General features: G+C 71.7%; 16 protein-coding genes and 1 pseudogene. 11 read left to right on the top strand and 6 right to left on the bottom strand.

Annotation, left to right across the window (positions count from 1 at the left end; translation table 11 throughout):
• The 4 genes and pseudogenes from ACNAYW_RS19425 to lipB form a co-directional block, all read left to right on the top strand.
• Window positions 1-96: pseudogene (locus ACNAYW_RS19425) on the top strand (E3 binding domain-containing protein); the annotation flags it as partial.
• A 29-nt stretch (window positions 97-125) separates the two neighbouring features.
• On the top strand, window positions 126-949 hold an 824-nt coding region (sucB, locus tag ACNAYW_RS19420; RefSeq protein WP_415851288.1), incomplete at its 5' end, for a 2-oxoglutarate dehydrogenase, E2 component, dihydrolipoamide succinyltransferase.
• Between the two features lie 22 nt (window positions 950-971).
• Window positions 972-1,880 (top strand): TIGR01777 family oxidoreductase, encoded by a 909-nt coding sequence (locus tag ACNAYW_RS19415; protein ID WP_415851287.1) that lies wholly within the window; start codon window positions 972-974, stop codon window positions 1,878-1,880.
• A 10-nt stretch (window positions 1,881-1,890) separates the two neighbouring features.
• Window positions 1,891-2,592 (top strand): lipoyl(octanoyl) transferase LipB, encoded by a 702-nt coding sequence (gene lipB, locus ACNAYW_RS19410; RefSeq protein ID WP_415851286.1) that lies wholly within the window; start codon window positions 1,891-1,893, stop codon window positions 2,590-2,592.
• Here the strand turns inward: lipB and ACNAYW_RS19405 are convergent.
• Entirely contained in the window at window positions 2,583-2,966 is a 384-nt protein-coding gene (locus ACNAYW_RS19405; RefSeq protein WP_415851285.1) for a winged helix-turn-helix transcriptional regulator, read from the bottom strand. The two genes, lipB and ACNAYW_RS19405, sit on opposite strands and share 10 nt — an antisense overlap.
• 144 nt (window positions 2,967-3,110) lie before the next feature.
• Between ACNAYW_RS19405 and ACNAYW_RS19400 the strand changes: the two genes are divergently transcribed.
• Window positions 3,111-6,155, top strand: coding sequence for an MMPL family transporter (locus ACNAYW_RS19400; RefSeq protein ID WP_415851284.1), 3,045 nt, complete (start codon window positions 3,111-3,113; stop codon window positions 6,153-6,155).
• Here the strand turns inward: ACNAYW_RS19400 and ACNAYW_RS19395 are convergent.
• Entirely contained in the window at window positions 6,112-7,356 is a 1,245-nt protein-coding gene (locus ACNAYW_RS19395) for an MFS transporter (protein WP_415851283.1), read from the bottom strand. The two genes, ACNAYW_RS19400 and ACNAYW_RS19395, sit on opposite strands and share 44 nt — an antisense overlap.
• 97 nt (window positions 7,357-7,453) lie before the next feature.
• On the opposite strand from ACNAYW_RS19395, the gene lipA reads away from it, so the two are divergent.
• Both lipA and ACNAYW_RS19385 read left to right on the top strand, forming a co-directional pair.
• Entirely contained in the window at window positions 7,454-8,482 is a 1,029-nt protein-coding gene (gene lipA, locus ACNAYW_RS19390; protein ID WP_415851282.1) for a lipoyl synthase, read from the top strand.
• 18 nt (window positions 8,483-8,500) lie between these two features.
• Entirely contained in the window at window positions 8,501-9,262 is a 762-nt protein-coding gene (locus ACNAYW_RS19385) for a DUF4191 domain-containing protein (RefSeq protein ID WP_415851281.1), read from the top strand.
• A gap of 67 nt (window positions 9,263-9,329) precedes the next feature.
• Here ACNAYW_RS19385 and ACNAYW_RS19380 read toward each other — a convergent pair whose 3' ends face one another.
• A complete protein-coding gene (locus tag ACNAYW_RS19380) occupies window positions 9,330-9,812 on the bottom strand; it encodes an RDD family protein (RefSeq protein ID WP_415851280.1) in 483 nt (160 codons plus the stop codon).
• 187 nt (window positions 9,813-9,999) lie between these two features.
• Between ACNAYW_RS19380 and glnA the strand changes: the two genes are divergently transcribed.
• On the top strand, window positions 10,000-11,433 hold the full coding sequence (glnA, locus tag ACNAYW_RS19375; protein WP_415851279.1) for a type I glutamate--ammonia ligase: 1,434 nt from the start codon (window positions 10,000-10,002) through the stop codon (window positions 11,431-11,433).
• A gap of 56 nt (window positions 11,434-11,489) precedes the next feature.
• Here glnA and ACNAYW_RS19370 read toward each other — a convergent pair whose 3' ends face one another.
• A complete protein-coding gene (locus ACNAYW_RS19370) occupies window positions 11,490-12,062 on the bottom strand; it encodes a P-loop nucleotide/nucleoside kinase family protein (protein ID WP_415851278.1) in 573 nt (190 codons plus the stop codon).
• A 39-nt stretch (window positions 12,063-12,101) separates the two neighbouring features.
• Here ACNAYW_RS19370 and ACNAYW_RS19365 point away from each other — a divergent pair, with 39 nt between their 5' ends.
• Window positions 12,102-12,293 (top strand): hypothetical protein, encoded by a 192-nt coding sequence (locus ACNAYW_RS19365; protein ID WP_415851277.1) that lies wholly within the window; start codon window positions 12,102-12,104, stop codon window positions 12,291-12,293.
• On the opposite strand, the gene ACNAYW_RS19360 is transcribed toward ACNAYW_RS19365, so the two are convergent.
• The gene (locus ACNAYW_RS19360; protein WP_415851276.1) at window positions 12,290-13,603 is read right to left on the bottom strand and encodes a polysaccharide pyruvyl transferase family protein; all 1,314 of its coding nucleotides are present in this window, start codon (window positions 13,601-13,603) and stop codon (window positions 12,290-12,292) included. The two genes, ACNAYW_RS19365 and ACNAYW_RS19360, sit on opposite strands and share 4 nt — an antisense overlap.
• Window positions 13,604-13,694: 91 nt before the next feature.
• Here ACNAYW_RS19360 and ACNAYW_RS19355 point away from each other — a divergent pair, with 91 nt between their 5' ends.
• Window positions 13,695-14,243: an FKBP-type peptidyl-prolyl cis-trans isomerase gene (locus tag ACNAYW_RS19355; protein ID WP_415851275.1), complete on the top strand. Its 549-nt coding sequence runs from the start codon at window positions 13,695-13,697 to the stop codon at window positions 14,241-14,243.
• A gap of 4 nt (window positions 14,244-14,247) precedes the next feature.
• Entirely contained in the window at window positions 14,248-14,901 is a 654-nt protein-coding gene (locus ACNAYW_RS19350; protein ID WP_415851274.1) for a class I SAM-dependent methyltransferase, read from the top strand.
• 49 nt (window positions 14,902-14,950) lie between these two features.
• Here ACNAYW_RS19350 and ACNAYW_RS19345 read toward each other — a convergent pair whose 3' ends face one another.
• Complete coding sequence (locus tag ACNAYW_RS19345) at window positions 14,951-15,889, bottom strand: endonuclease/exonuclease/phosphatase family protein (protein ID WP_415851273.1); 939 nt, start codon at window positions 15,887-15,889, stop codon at window positions 14,951-14,953.
• Window positions 15,890-15,901 lie beyond the last annotated feature (12 nt).

Here is a 15,901-nt window from a genome sequence, read left to right as displayed (position 1 = left end):
TTCGACCCCGTACGTGACCCCGCTGGTGCGCAAGCTGGCCGCCGAGAACAACGTGGACCTGAATGCGGTCAAGGGCACCGGCGTCGGTGGCCGCATNGGCAAGCAGGACGTGCTCGCCGCGCTCNTGGCCGCCAAGGCCGCCGCCGCCGCTCCTGCCGCCGCCCCCGCGGCTGCCGCGCCGGCGGCCCCGTCGGCCCCGAAGGGCGCCCGTCCCGAGCTGGCGGCGCTCCGCGGCACCTCGCAGAAGACCAACCGCATCCGCCAGATCACCGCGAAGGTCACCCGGGAGTCGCTGCAGGGTTCGGCGCAGCTCACCCAGGTCTTCGAGGTCGACTTCAGCAAGATCGTGGCGCTGCGTGCGCAGGCGAAGGCGTCCTTCAAGGCCAACGAGGGCGTCAACCTCACCTACCTGCCCTTCATCGCGAAGGCGGTCATCGAGGCGCTCAAGGTGCACCCGAACGTCAACGCCTCGATCAGCGACGACTTCAAGGAGATCACCTACCACGGCGGCGTGAACCTGGGCATCGCGGTCGACACCCCGCAGGGCCTGCTCTCGCCGGTGATCAAGAACGCCGATGACCTGTCGCTGGCCGGCCTGGCCCGCGCGATCGTCGACCTCGCGGAGCGGACGCGCAACAGCGGCCTCAAGCCCGACGAGCTGTCCGGCGGTACCTTCACCATCACCAACATCGGCAGCGAGGGCGCGCTCTTCGACACCCCGATCCTGGTCCCGCCGCAGGCGGCGATGCTGGGCACGGGCGCGATCGTCAAGCGCCCGGTCGTGGTCAAGGACGCCGCGGGCACCGAGTCCATCGGCATCCACCCGATGGCCTTCCTCCCGCTGACCTACGACCACCGCCTCATCGACGGTGCCGACGCGGGCCGCTTCCTCACGACGGTCAAGCACCGTCTCGAGGAGGGCGCGTTCGAGGCGGATCTGGGCCTGTAGCCCGAAGAAACCACCCGATCCCATGGAACGACGGGTCGCCCTCGCCGGATCGTCGGGGCTCATCGGCACTGCGGTGTCACGAGCGCTGACGCGGCGGGGCGACACCGTCGTTCCGCTCGTTCGGGGCGACACCGCGCGCGGACTCCCCTGGGATCCCGCGCGCGGCGAGGTCCCCGATCTCGCCGGGTTCGACGCGGTGATCGTGCTCAACGGCTCCCCCATCGCGGGGCGCCGCTGGACCGGCGCCGTCAAACAGGACCTGCGCGACTCCCGCATCGAGGCCGCCGCCGCCCTCGCCGACGCGGCCGCCCGCGGCGGCGTGCCGGTGTTCCTGGGCGCGAGCGCGATCGGCGTCTACGGCGACGCCGGCGAGACCGAGTGCCTCGACGGCCTGGACGGCACTCCGCCCGGGCCGGGCTTCCTCGCGAGCCTCTGCGTCGAGTGGGAGGCCGCCGCCGGTCCCGCCCGCGCCGCCGGGATCACCGTCGCCCACCTGCGGTTCGGGCACGTCCTCTCCGCGGCCGGCGGGCTGCTCCCGGTGCTGCGCCGGGTGTACCGACTCGGGCTGGGCGGCCGGCTCGGCAGCGGCCACCAATGGATGTCGTGGATCTCGCGCGACGACGCCGCCCGTGCCGTGCTGCACGTGCTCGACGGTGCCCTCGCCGGCACGATCGCCGGACCGGTCAACATCGTCGCGCCGGCGCCCGTACGGCAGCAGGCCTTCAGCGAGGCGCTGGGCCGCGAGGTGCACCGCCCCGCACGGTGGGTGGTGCCGCGGATCGCACTGCGCGCCGCGGTCGGCGAGATCGCCGACGAGGGCCTGCTGACCTCGCAGCGCGCCGTGCCCCGCGTGCTGCACGACAGCGGATTCCGGTTCGCGCACACCACTCTTCCCGCGGCACTCGCCGCGGCCGTGACGGACGAGGCGTAGCGTCGAGGCCATGCCCGCACGCTCCGCCCGCGCCGATTCCGCCCCGATCGTGGTCGAGGACCTCGGCACCATCGGTTACCAGGAGGCCTTCGACCTCCAGCACGATCTCGCGAACCAGCGCGCCGACGGCGCCATCGGCGATCGCCTGCTCCTCCTCGAGCACCCGCCCACGTTCACCGCGGGCAAGCGCACGGAGCCGCAGGACCTGCCGACGGACGGCAGCGCCGTGATCGACGTCGACCGCGGGGGCAAGATCACCTGGCACGGTCCCGGGCAGCTCGTCGGCTATCCGATCGTCAAGCTCGGCTCGGCGATGGACGTGGTCGACTACGTGCGCCGGATCGAGCAGGCGCTCATCGAGGTCTGCCAGGGCCTCGGGCTCTCCGTCGGCCGGGTCGAGGGCCGCTCGGGGGTCTGGTTCCCCGCCGACGGTGCGCGCCCCGAGCGCAAGGTGGCCGCGATCGGCATCCGGGTGGCCCGCGGCGTCACCCTGCACGGCTTCGCGCTCAACTGCGACAACACGCTCGGCGGCTTCGACGCGATCATCCCCTGCGGCATCCCCGACGCCGGCGTCACGACGCTGAGCTCCGAGCTGGGCCGCGACGTCACCGTCGGCGAGGTGCGCGCCGCGGTCGTCGACGCCGTGCAGCGCGCGCTCGACGGCGACCTCCCCGTCACCGACGCGACCCTGCACACCGCCGATCAGGCCTGATCCGCCGGGCCGTCCCCGTCGCCGTCGCGGACGGCCTTCGCCCACGCCTGCGCCCACAGCTCCAGCGGGCCGAGAGCGATCAGTAGGGCCTTGCCCTGGTAGCTGAGGCGGTACGCCCCGTCGGACGTCTGCGTCACGATGTGCGCCGCCGTGAGCTCGGAGAGCCGCTGCGAGAGCGTGCTCGACGAGATGCCGTCGATCCCGGTGCGCAGGTCGGAGAACCGCGACCTTCCGAAGCGCAGCTCCCACACGATCCGCAGCGCCCACCGCCGGCCGAACAGGTCGAGCGCGGCCATCATCGGCCGTCCGGTGTCCGAACCGCGGACCGGCCGCCCGGGTAGCGGGCGGTCGACATCTCCATCACTGTGACCCATGCCACTCCCCCTGCCGCTCTGCGTCGGACCCCACACCGGGAGGCACTAGGCGCGCCTCGCCGATAGAGATACGGTTCACACCTATCAGTCCAGTTCGATTTTTGGACCACTGCCGGTCTCCTCCGGCGGACCGGAAGGTGACCCGTGATCGACGCCCATAGTAATTCCGCAGCGAAGCAGCCCTTCTTCGCGCGGCTCGGCCGGCTCTGCGTGCGCTACGCGGCCTGGATCCTGCTGTTCTGGGTCGGCCTGGCCGGCGTCCTCAACGTCGCGGTGCCGCAGCTCGAGGTCACCGTCCACAAGCACTCCGCACCGTTCATCCCCGGCGACCTCCCCGGCGTCGACGGGTTGCGCGCGATGGCGGAGGAGTTCGGCACCCCGTCGTCCACGGCGCAGGGCAACGTCATCGTCGCGGCCGAGGGGAGGATCGGCCCCGAGCAGGAGCAGTACTACCGCGCGCTCACCACCGCCCTCGAGGCCGATAAGGAGCACGTCGCCTACGTCATCGACACGTTCGGCAGGCCGGCCGCGCGCGAGGTCGGCCTGAGCCCCGACGGCAAGGCGATCAACCTGCTCGTCGCCGAGGTCGGCGACATCGGCTCCACCCGGGCGCAGTCGAGCACCGAGGCCATCCGGGAGACGATCCGGTCGATCCCCGCGCCGCCGGGCACCACCGTCGAGTTCACGGGCACCGCGCCCACGCTGTCCGACCTGTTCACCGCGATCGACGCGTCGCTCCTGGTGATCACCGCCGTCTCCGTGGTGCTCATCATGGCGCTCCTGCTCGTCACGTACCGCTCGATCGGCGCGGCCATGGTGCCGCTGCTGACCATCGGCCTCTCTCTCGCCGTGGCGCGGCCCATCGTCTCGCTGCTCGGCGAGCACGAGGTGATCCCCGTGTCCAACTTCTCCATCGCGATCATGACCGCGATGGTGCTGGGCGCGGCCACCGACTACGCGATCTTCGCCGTCGCCGGGTACCACGAGGCGCGTCGCGCCGGTGTGCCGTCCGACGGGGCCGCGGTCGCCGCATCGACGCGCGTCGGCCGCATCATCGTGGCGTCCGCCCTCACGATCGCCGTGGCGAGCGGCGCCATGATCTTCTGCAAGGTCGGCATCTTCGTCACCGCGGGCCTGCCCACCACGATCTCGATCATCGTGACGTGCCTGATCGCACTCACCCTGCCGCCGGCGCTGCTGCGCTACCTGGGCGCGCGGGGCTGGGTGGAGCCCCGGCCGGGCACGGAGAAGCGATGGCGCCGCACCGGCGCGCGGGTGATGCGCCGGGCGGTGCCGCTGTCGGCCGCCGCGCTGGTGGTGCTGCTCGCCGCCGCGGCGGTGCTGCCGAGCATGGTCATCGGGTTCGACGAGAACCGGATGCAGCTGCGGGCCACCGATTCCCGCAACGGCTACGAGACGGTGCAGGAGCACTGGGGAGTCAACGAGGCCGTGCCCGAGTTCCTGCTCATCCGCGCCGACCACGACATGCGCAACACGCACGACCTCGCGGCGCTCGAGTCCATCGCGATCGGGGTCTCGAACCTGCCGCAGGTGGCGTACGTCCGGTCGATCACCCGGCCCGACGGCAAGCCCATCCCCGAGTCGGCCGTCGGCTATCAGACGCAGCAGGTGGCGAACGGGCTCGGCGATGCGAACCGGCAGCTCAAGGAGGCATCGCCGCAGCTCAAGGCGCTCGCCTCCGGGGTGGACCAGCTCAACGCGGGCGCGGGCGAGGCGTCGCGCCGGGTGCCGGAGCTCGTCGCCGGCACCCAGCGGGTCACCGGGCTGGCGTCCGGCGTGCTCGACGCGCTGACCTCGGCCCAGCAGGCGCTCGCCACCGCGAGCGGCGGCACCGTCGACGTGAACGCCGCGACCGCCCTGCTCCGCAGCGCCGTCGCCACCCTGACCACCGCGGCCGACGCCGTCCGGACCGCGCAACGGCAGAACGCCGGGATCGGCGACGTGTTTGGCCCCCTGGTGGGCCCGGCCTCCCCCGCCTGCACCGCCGACGCGAACTGCATCGCGGCGCGTCGCGCCTTCGCCGAGCTCGACCGCGCCACCTCCGGGCGGGCGTCGACGGCGGTGCGGGCGGCCACCGTCGTGCTGCCCGCGGGCACGACGGACCGCGCGGCGACGGCCCTCGCCCAGGCCGACGACGCGCTGGCCCGGCTGCAGGGGCTCCTCAAGGGCCTCGGCGGCCTCAGCCCCGAGCAGGTCAAGGCGCAGCTCGCTGAGCTCAACGCCGGCGTCTCCCAGCTCTCCACCGGCCTCACCCAGCTCAGCACGGGCCTCGGACAGGTCAAGACGGGCACCGACCAGGTGGTGGAGATGACGGGCCGCCTCCAGGAGGGGCTGGGCACCGCCACGGACTACCTCACCGGGCTCAGTGCCGGCACCACCGACGGCCCCGGCCGCGGCTTCTACCTGCCCGCCCAGGGACTGCAGTCGGACCGCTTCGTCGACGGCTCCCGGGTGCTCATGTCGCCCGACGGCCGGTCCGCCCGCATGCTCGTGGTGTGGGGCATCAACCCGTACTCGGACGAGGCCCTCAACACGGCAGCGTCGATCCCCGACGCCGCGCGGGCCGCGGCGCAGGGGACCGTCCTCGAGTCCGCGACGATGGACGGCTTCGGCCTCGCCTCGATCTCGGCGCAGATGCGCGAGCAGGTGCTGCGCGACTTCCTGCTCTTCGGGCTGGTCGCGGTGATCGGCGTCTTCCTGGTCCTGTTGGTACTGCTCCGGGCGGTGATCGCTGCGGCGCTCATGGTCGCGACGGTGGTGCTGTCCTTCGCGGCCGCCGCGGGCGCGTCGGTGCTGCTCTGGCAGCACGGCCTGGGCATCCCGGTCGACTGGTCGGTGCTGCCGATCGCCTTCATGGCGCTGGTCGCGGTGGGCGCCGACTACAGCATGCTGTTCGCCGACCGCATCCGCGAGGAGGCCGCCGGGGATTCGACGGTGCGCGGGGTGCTCCGCGCGTTCGGCACCACGGGCAGCGTGATCACGACCGCCGGACTGGTCTTCGCGATCACCATGTTCGCGCTCATGAGCGGCAGCGTGATCAACCTGCTGCAGATCGGCTCGACCATCGGCATCGGCCTGCTGATCGACATCGTGGTGGTGCGCACCGTCTTCGTGCCCGCGGCGATCACCGCCCTCGGCGACCGGGTGTGGTGGCCCTCGAAGCCGTGACGGCCACGTCCCGGGTCCGCAGGGCCCGGGACGGCGCGGCGCCGAGGCGGACGGAGGCGAAGCACAGCAGTGATGCGGCCAGGGCGAACCCGGTGGCCGCGGCGGCGAACAACGGGCCGCCCACGGCGACCGCGCCCAGCACCGAGGTGCCCGCCGCGATACCGGCGTTGGTGCACGCGTTGTTCCAGCCGAGCACGGCGGCGCGGTTGTCGGGATCGACGGTGGACAGGTAGGTCTGCTGCGCGGAGAAGAACGCGCCGCCGCCCGCGCACCACACCGCGATCGCCGCGATGGCGATCGCCGGGATCGTCGCGGTCGTGGCGACCGCGACCCCCGCGGCCACGACGAGTGCCGCTCCCGCCGGCACCCACGCGGGGTGCGCGCCGCGGCGGGCCAGGCGGTCGACGAGCGCGCCCGTCGCCACCGATCCCGTCATCGAGCCGATGCCCACCACGAGCCCCACCAGGCCCAACGCGGTGAGGCCGTAGCCGAATCGCTGCGACAGCAGAACGCCGACGTAGGTGTAGGCGCCGAGCCGTCCGGCCTGGAGCAGGAGCGACGAGGCGAAGGCCAGCGCGATCCGGCGCTCGCGCCAGGGGGCGAACAGGCCGCCCCGGTCGGCCCGGGGCGCGGTCGGGCCCGCGGACGGCAGGCGCAGGGCCGTCACCGCGGCCACCACGAGCATCGGGACCCCGATCAGCAGGTACGGGGCGCGCCACCCCAGCCCGGTCGCGAGCAGCGCGCCCAGCGGCACGCCGAGGACCTGGCCGCCGGCGTACGCGGCCGCGCCCAGGGAGACGGCCCGCCCGCGCTGCGCCGGCGCGGCGTACTCGGCGAGGTACGCCCAGATCGACGGTGCGCCGAGTGCGGCACCGAGCCCCGACAGCGCCCGCGCCGCGACGAGCAGCCCCAACGACGGCGCGACGTAGCTCAGGACGTCGGCCACGGCGAAGACCGCCATTCCCGCGGCGATCGCGTGCCGTCGCGCGAGACGGTCGGAGAGCCGGCCAAACAGCGGCCCGGTCACGGCGTAGCAGAGGACGTAGGCGGTCACGACGTTGCCCGCGGCACCCGTCGACGCGTCGAAGGTGCGGGCGATGTCCGGCAGCAGCGGCGCGACCAGGTTCATCTCGGCGCCCATGAGGAAGAAGACCAGGTAGAGCACGCCGAAGGTGCCCCACGGGGTCCGCCCCTGCGTCATCGCCGTACCTCCTGCCGGAGCCAGGTTAGATGATCGAAGGACCGCGGTCGACCGGGCGTGACCCGCGCCACCGTCGAGCCGCGGGACCGGGCGTAGCATGGACCGAGTGAGTACCCCGGAGAACCCCCGCAAGCTACTCCGCCTCGAGGTCCGTAACGCACAGACCCCGATCGAGCGCAAGCCGAACTGGATCCGCACGCGCGCGAAGATGGGCCCTGAATTCACCGAACTCAAGGGCCTCGTCAAGCGTGAGGGCCTCCACACGGTGTGCGAGGAGGCGGGCTGCCCCAACATCTACGAATGCTGGGAGGACCGCGAGGCCACCTTCCTCATCGGCGGCGAGCAGTGCACCCGCCGCTGCGACTTCTGCCAGATCGACACGGGCAAGCCCGCGGAACTGGATCGGGACGAGCCGCGCCGCGTCGCCGAGTCGGTGCAGGCGATGGGCCTGCGCTACTCCACGATCACGGGCGTCGCCCGTGACGATCTCCCCGACGAGGGGGTCTGGCTGTACGCCGAGACCGTGCGCCAGATCCACAAGCTGAACCCGAACACGGGCGTCGAGAACCTGATCCCCGACTTCCACGCCAAGCCGGAGCTGCTCGCCGAGGTCTTCGAGTCGCGCCCCGAGGTGCTCGCCCACAACCTGGAGACGGTGCCGCGCATCTTCAAGCGCATCCGTCCCGCCTTCCGGTACGAGCGCTCGCTCGACGTGATCCGCCAGGCCCGCGCCTTCGGCCTGGTCACCAAGTCGAACCTGATCCTCGGCATGGGCGAGACCCCCGAGGAAGTCACCGAGGCGATGCGGGACCTGCACGACGCGGGCTGCGACATCATCACCATCACCCAGTACCTGCGCCCCTCGCCGCGGCACCACCCCGTCGAGCGGTGGGTCAAGCCCGAGGAGTTCGTCGAGCACACGCAGGCCGCCGAGGAGATGGGCTTCGCCGGCGTGATGGCCGGTCCGCTGGTGCGCTCGTCGTACCGCGCGGGCAAGCTCTACGCGAAGGCCATGGCGCACCACGGTCGCCCGATCCCGGAGAACATGGCGCACCTCACCACCGAGGGCGACGCCGCGCAGGAGGCGACATCGGTGCTGAGCCGCATGGCCGCCGCCGCGAAGTAGAACATTAAGCTGGGAGACATGGCACAGGACAAGGCAGCGGCCGACAAGCTCAAGGCGCAGAAGGCCGAGGCGAAGCGCGTACGGAAGGCCGCTTCGAAGGAACGCCGCAAGCAGATGTGGCAGGCGTTCCAGATGCAGCGCAAGGAAGACAAGGCGCTGGTACCGATCATGGTCGGCGTCTTCGTCGCGGCCGTGGTGCTCTCGCTGGTCATCGGCTACTTCGCCGGGACGTGGTGGATGTTCCTCATCCTCGGCGTGCTGTTGGGTGCGCTGGGCGCGTTCATCGTCTTCACCCGCCGGCTCGAGCGCAGCGTGTACACGAAGAACGAGGGCCAGGTCGGCGCCGCCGGCTGGGCGCTCGACAACATGCGCGGCTCGTGGCGCGTGACGCAGGCCGTCGCCCGCACCACCCACGCCGACGCCGTGCACCGCGTCATCGGCAAGCCCGGCGTGATCCTCGTGGCCGAGGGCAACGAGGGCCGCATCAAGGGCCTGCTCGCGCAGGAGAAGAAGAAGACCGCGCGCGTCGTGGGACAGACCCCGATCTACGAGTTCACGGTGGGCAACGAGGAGGGGCAGGTCCCGCTGCGGAAGCTGCAGCGCTCCCTGAACAAGCTCCCGTCGAACATCAACGGCAAGAAGATCGACGAGCTGGAGGGCCGTCTCGCGGCCCTGTCCACGCGCACCGGCGGCGCGCAGATGCCGCGCGGCCCGCTGCCGCAGGGCGCCAAGATGCGGAGCGTGCAGCGCACCGTCCGGCGCAAGACCGGATCGAACTGAACCGATCAACGAACTCGGGGCCCGCTACGGCGGGCCCCGAGTCGTTCCGGCCGATACGGCGCTATTCTCAGCGCGCCTTGACCAGGACCGTTCCGGTGGCGCGGTCGTGCATGCCGCGGCCGTCGACGTCCTGGATCAGCGGCGGCACGATGAAGACGATGAGCAGGTTGCGGGCCAGCGCGCGCACGAGGCCCACTCGCATCTGCGGGTTCTCGATCCGGGCGACGCGCAGGCCGGCGAAGTACTGGCCCGGCGTGAACCCGAACAGGGTCACCGAGAGCACGCCCACGGCGAACCAGATGCCCAGCGCGAGCGTGTCGAAGGCGGTGGGCTCCCCCGCGAACACGCGGCTCGGCCCCACGATCGCCACCGCGATCAGGGCGGACGGCACCCAGTCCAGGAACAGGCCGAGTACGCGGCGGCCCGATCCGGCGGCGGACCCGGCACCGTCGCGCGGGAGCCCCAGGGCCTGCCCGCGGTACTCCCCGTGGGAGCCCTCCGGCAGTGCCGCGGAGGCTCCGGACAGCCATGATCCCGTTTCTCGACGCATGCTCCCAGGGTACGTGGAGGCCGATTCGACGGCTTCGCGGACGGCCCCGGATGTGTAACACCGTTGAAACATTGCGTTAGTTCTCGGGCAACACCTCGTCCATAACGTTCATTCTCGTAACCTCGGTGATGGCGCGAACGGTACGACCGTGGACGTCATCGCCGGACGACGAAGGAGCCAGTAACAGGTGTTCACTACCAAAGAGGAACTTCTCGACTACCTGAAGAAGGAGAACGTCGAGTACGTCGACATCCGCTTCTGCGATCTGCCCGGCACGATGCAGCACTTCAGCATCCCCGCCGAGGCCTTCGACGAGAGCGTCTTCGAGGACGGCCTGGCGTTCGACGGCTCGTCGATCCGCGGCTTCCAGTCCATCGACGAGTCCGACATGATGCTGCTGCCCGACGTCACCACGGCGCGCATCGACCCCTTCCGTGCCGCGAAGACCATGAACATCTCGTTCTTCGTCCACGACCCCTTCACCCGCGAGGCGTACACCCGCGACCCGCGCAACATCGCGCGCAAGGCCGAGGAGTACCTGCTCAGCACCGGCATCGCCGACACCTGCTTCTTCGGCGCCGAGGCCGAGTTCTACATCTTCGACTCGGTCTCCTACGACTCGAGCATCAACGGCTCGTTCTACGAGGTCGACTCGATCTCCGGCTCCTGGAACACCGGCCGCCCCATCGAGGAGGACGGCTCCCCGAACCGCGGCTACAAGGTCCGCAACAAGGGCGGCTACTTCCCCGTCGCGCCGTACGACCACTACGTGGACCTGCGCGACAAGATCTCCACGAACCTCAAGAACGCCGGCTTCACGCTCGAGCGCGGCCACCACGAGGTCGGCACCGGCGGCCAGGCCGAGATCAACTACAAGTTCGACACGCTGCTGCACGCGGCCGACGACGTCCAGCTGTTCAAGTACATCGTCAAGAACACCGCGTGGCAGGAGGGCAAGACCGTCACGTTCATGCCGAAGCCGCTGTTCGGTGACAACGGCTCGGGCATGCACGCCCACCAGTCGCTGTGGAAGGACGGCAAGCCGCTGTTCTACGACGAGGCCGGCTACGGCGGCCTGTCGGACATCGCGCGCTACTACATCGGCGGCATCCTGCACCACGCCCCGTCGCTGCTCGCCTTCACCAACCCGACGATCAACTCGTACAAGCGCCTGGTGCCGGGCTACGAGGCCCCGATCAACCTGGTGTACAGCCAGCGCAACCGTTCGGCCTGTGTGCGCATCCCGATCACGGGCAACAACCCGAAGGCCAAGCGCATCGAGTTCCGGTGCCCCGATTCCTCGGGCAACCCGTACCTGGCCTTCGCCGCCATGATGATGGCCGGCCTGGACGGCGTGAAGAACAAGATCGAGCCGCACGCCCCCGTCGACAAGGACCTCTACGAGCTGCCGCCCGAGGAGGCCAAGGGCATTCCCCAGGCCCCGACCTCGCTGCCGGCCGTCATCGACCGGCTCGAGGAGGATCACGAGTACCTCACCGCCGGTGGCGTCTTCACCGAGGACCTCATCGAGGAGTGGATCACGTACAAGCGCGAGAACGAGATCGCTCCGGTGAACCTCCGCCCGCACCCGTACGAGTTCGAGCTCTACTACGACGTGTGATTCGTAGCACCGCAATCTGATTCGGCCCCGCACCTGCTCTCTGGTGCGGGGCCGTTTCACGTCCCCCCGGCCCGACGGTGCGTTCCCCCGTCGGGCAGCGCGTCGCGCACCCGGCCGACAGTGACGGGCAACGAACCCGACGCGTCGATCCAGACGGCGTTCGGCCGTGCCACGTGCAGCGGTTCCAGCGACGCCACCAACGCATCAGCGTCCGTTGCCCCCACGAGGCGATTGTTGACCGCGTGCTCGGGGCGGTCGGGCGCCGCGATCCGTGCCTCCAGCCGGGCCGCGAGTTCCTCGGCGCCCAGCTCGAGGACGAACTCCGCGAAGCGTGCACCGCATCGGTGCGCGAGTAGCTCCAGTGCCTCGATGAACGCGGTCCGCGCGAGGTACTGCCCCAGCACCACGTCGAGGCCCGCTCGCAGCTGCACCTCAGCGGCGTCGAGGGCCTGCTCCCGGGCGCGGATTCCCGACTCGATCGGAACGCGGTCCCAAGCGGGCAGGGCGTGCTTGAGCCGGTCGACGTCGAGGGCGACCATCGCCGGGTCGTCGTGGGCGAGAGCAGCGGCGATCGACGACTTGCCCGAGCCGGGTGCGCCGTTGATCAGAATCAGCCGAGTCGAATGCACCTCGCCGAGCGTATCGTCGGTGGAGAACAGGAGGCGACGATGTTCGAGACGAAGCTCAAGGGAAACGACGTGGTGGACCGGTCCGGCGCGGGGTCCGGCGGCCCGGCGCGGCCGCAGGTGAGCACGACGCTCCCCGACGGCGAGGTGCTCGTCATCCCCACCGCGGACATGAGCCGGCAGCACGACGCGAAGGACCTCGGCCGCAGCTCCGCGCGCCCGTATCCGTCCTAGTCTCGCCCGCCTCGCGGGTACAGCCGCTCCGCCAGCGCGGCCTTCCGCGCGACATTGGCCCGACGGTCCGCTGCCGGGAAGCCTCCGGCAACCGGCCGGGCGGGGATCGCTGAGGTGTCGTCGACGACGGTCCACCGCGACCCGGCATCGACGAGCGAGCCGTGCTTGATGTCGTAGTACTCCCGCTTGGGCACCACCGCGACGCCGCTGTCCCCCGCCGCGGCGGCGAGCAGGTGCGGATGGAACCGGGAGCTGATCCACGTCCGGCCCTCGCCGACGGGCAGGCCCGCGCGCCAGACATCCAGGAAGGGGATGATCCGCGCACCGTCGATCCTGTCACCCAACAGTTTCGGGACGGTGTAGTCGTGGCCGGGGATGCCCTCCACGACGGTGACCCGCTCGCCCGGAACGTCCCACGCGTCGAGCACGTCGCGGGCGAGGGCGGCGAGTGCCGGGGCGCCGGTCAGGCCGTCCCGGGCGAAACCCTCGGCCAGGTCCTCCTGCATGCACAGCACCACTTCGCCGGGCTGCGCGGGAATCGACGGGGCCCGGCCGAAGCCGATGCCGGAACCGCGGCGGCCGGCGGCGGTGCCGAGTCCGAGCCACACGTCGTCGCCGGTGAGCGAAGAGCCCGGCACGCCCCGCAGGGCGTCGTAGGACGGGCGATCCCGCACGTCGAAGACCGCGAACGCCGCCGCGTCGTCGAGGAACCGGTCGAGGTCGGCACCGTCGGGCAGCGGGAGCAGCCCGAGCCCCGAGGCGTACGCGGGCACACCCGTGCGCCGCGCCACCGCGGCGACCGCGGAGATCACCGGGAACCACTGGGGCCATTGCCGGTTCACGTACCCGCCGCCGATGACGTGGATGCTGGACGCGCGCAGCAGGTGGTCGACGCCCTCCGCCAGCCCCGGAGCGATCCGCATGTCGGTCGCCGCACCGGCGACCCAGTCCTGCGCGGCGGTCCCCTCCTGCAGATCCGGGTTCTCGTCGGCCGCGCGGGCGAGCCGCCACACCGTGTCCACGAAGACGGCGCGGGGATGGTCGCCGGCGAAGAGCAACGCGGCCTCCCCCACGTGCGCGACGTCCACCACGACGGTGGCGGTCGGCCGGACCCGCGCGAGATGTCGGAGCCAGATCCGCAGCACCAGTTCGTCGCCGAGGTTGGGATGCCCGGCGACCCCGATGAGGTAGAGGATCTCCCCGCGCCCGACCCCGCTGAGCAGCCGCTCCGCGGCGCCCACCGCGCGCCGTGCGGCACTGTCGAGACGGGCGATCCGCGCCAGCGCCGCCACTGTCCCCCGCGTTCCCACGGCCACACGCTACCGAAGCGCGGCCCCCGATCCGTTCGGTCGAGCCTGGGACCTTGCTGTGAACCTCCGGCGGGACGGTAGGTTCGAGGCCATGCGCGCCTCTCGCTCGACTCTCGCCGCCGTCGTCGCCGTCCTCGCGGCGGGGGCGCTCACCGCCTGTAGCACGCCCGAGGCCTCCGCGGCCTGCCCCACGGGCGCGCCCAGCACCGCGAACTCGCCCGACTGGACCTACCAGGGGCAGACGGGTTCCATCGTGGTCACCGGCCCCACGGACACCGCGTCGCCGCAGATCACCGTCGAGAAGCCCTTCTCGGTGGCGCAGACCCATGTCCAGGCCTTCAATCCGCCCGGCGACGGTGCCGTGGTCGGCGAGACGGCGACGGTCTCGGTCTGCTACCTCGGCGTGAACGGCCGCACCGGTGAACGCTTCGACAGCACCTACGACCGCGGCAAGCCCGCGTCCTTCTCGCTGGACGGCGTGATTCCTGGCTTCAAGAAGGCCATCGCCGGGCAGAAGGTGGGTACCTCGGTGGGCGTGGCGATCGCGCCCGCGGACGGGTACGTGACCGGGCAGCCCGCGGCCGGGATCCAGGCCGGCGACACCCTGATCTTCGCGATCAAGATCCTGTCGGCGAACTAGCCGGGTGGACGTCCGCACGTGGCGCCCGCTCGGGTGGCCGATCCGTGCGCTCAACCGGTTCAACGCCCGGCATCCCTTCAGCCACAACGACTACTTCCACGACTGGATCCTCCGCGATCTGCCCGCACACCGCGGACGCGCGCTCGACGTCGGCTGCGGCGAGGGCCTGCTCGCCGCGCGGCTGGCGGAACGATTCCATGCGGTCGACGCCGCCGACGCCGATGCCGCGATGCGCGCGGTCACCGCGGCTCGGCGCATGCCGAACGTCCGGATCCTCGACGGTTTCGACGCCGCCGACGGGCCGTACGACCTGGTGACGATGATCGCCACGCTGCACCACCTGGACCTCGAGCCGGCCCTCGCGCGGTGCCGGGACCTGCTCGCTCCGGGCGGTCGACTGTCGGTGGTCGGGCTGTCGCGGCCGGAGACGCTCGCGGACGCGCTGTGGGTGAGCAGGTCCGCACTGATCAACCCCGTGATGGGCCTTCTCCGGCACCCCGCTCCCGCCACGGGACCGGCCCCGCCACCCGCGTTCCCGGTCCGCGACCCGCGGGAGACCTTCGACGAGATCGCGGCCGCCGCGGCCGCGATCCTGCCGGGCGCGGTCCTGCGCCGACGAGTGCCCTTCCGGTACACGCTCGCCTGGCAGGCCCCCTGACGGCTCTCGAATTCACCGGCGGCACCGGACGCGCGACCGGAACAACCCGTCAGCCCAGCCGCGCGAGCACGGCGCGGTGGTCCGCGCCGGGGATCTCGTGCCCGGAGACGGAGGCGGCGCCGAGCCCGCGCAGCAGGACGTGATCGATCCCCACCACCGGCGGGTAGAGCTTGTCCGTCGGGTAGGTCGGCAGCCATCCGGCGCCCGCGACCTGTCCCGCGTCGCGGTACCCGCCCGTGAGCAGGCTCCGGAAGCGCACGTGGTCGTACGTGGCGTTGTAGTCGCCCAGGGCGATGACCGGCCTTCCCTCGGGCACGCCCTGCAGCAGGGTTCCGATGCGGCGCAACTCGGAGTCCCAGGTGCTCGCGTCCAGGGGCGGCATCGGGTGCAGCGCGAACAGCTGCACGTCGCCGCGGCCGGGAACGGTGGCGACGGCGGTCAGCGCGTTCATGACGAAGCCGGGGACGGTACCGGTGCTCTTGAGCGGGTGGCGGCTGTAGAGGGCCGTTCCGTCGGCGAGGGCGGCGGGCCGCACCAGTGCGTGCGGCAGGTCGGTGGCGATGCTCGACGCGGCGATCCGCTGCGCCGCCTCGGCCGTGACCTCGAGGACGGCGAGCACGTCGACGCGGTTGTCGCGCACCAGCTTCGCGAGCGCGTCGGCGTCTCCCGCCCCTACCTGGATGTTCGCACTGAGGACGGTGAGCGACGGCCCCGTGGGCGCCGGTTCGCCGCGCCACAACGGGGCCTGCACCCAGATCCCCGCCGCGGCCACCGCCACGGTCAGCACCAGGCGCAGCAGCGCGCGGACGTACAGCAGGCACACCCCGGCGAGGGCGATGCACGCCGCCCAGAGGACCGGCGAGACCGCGGCGGCCGCCACCGTCACCCTGTCCGTCCCGGGCCAGAAGTGCAGCACGAGCGCCAGGATCGCGCCCAGCAGCGCCGCGGTGCCGACGATGCTCGCCGCCGTCCGGAAGAAGAACCTCATGCGGACATCCTG

The sequence above is a fragment of the Tsukamurella ocularis genome (assembly GCF_965138335.1).
In the GTDB taxonomy this organism is placed as follows: domain Bacteria; phylum Actinomycetota; class Actinomycetes; order Mycobacteriales; family Mycobacteriaceae; genus Tsukamurella; species Tsukamurella ocularis_A.
The sequence above is the reverse complement of the archived record's forward strand: the minus strand, read 5'-3'. Positions and strand labels throughout refer to the sequence as shown.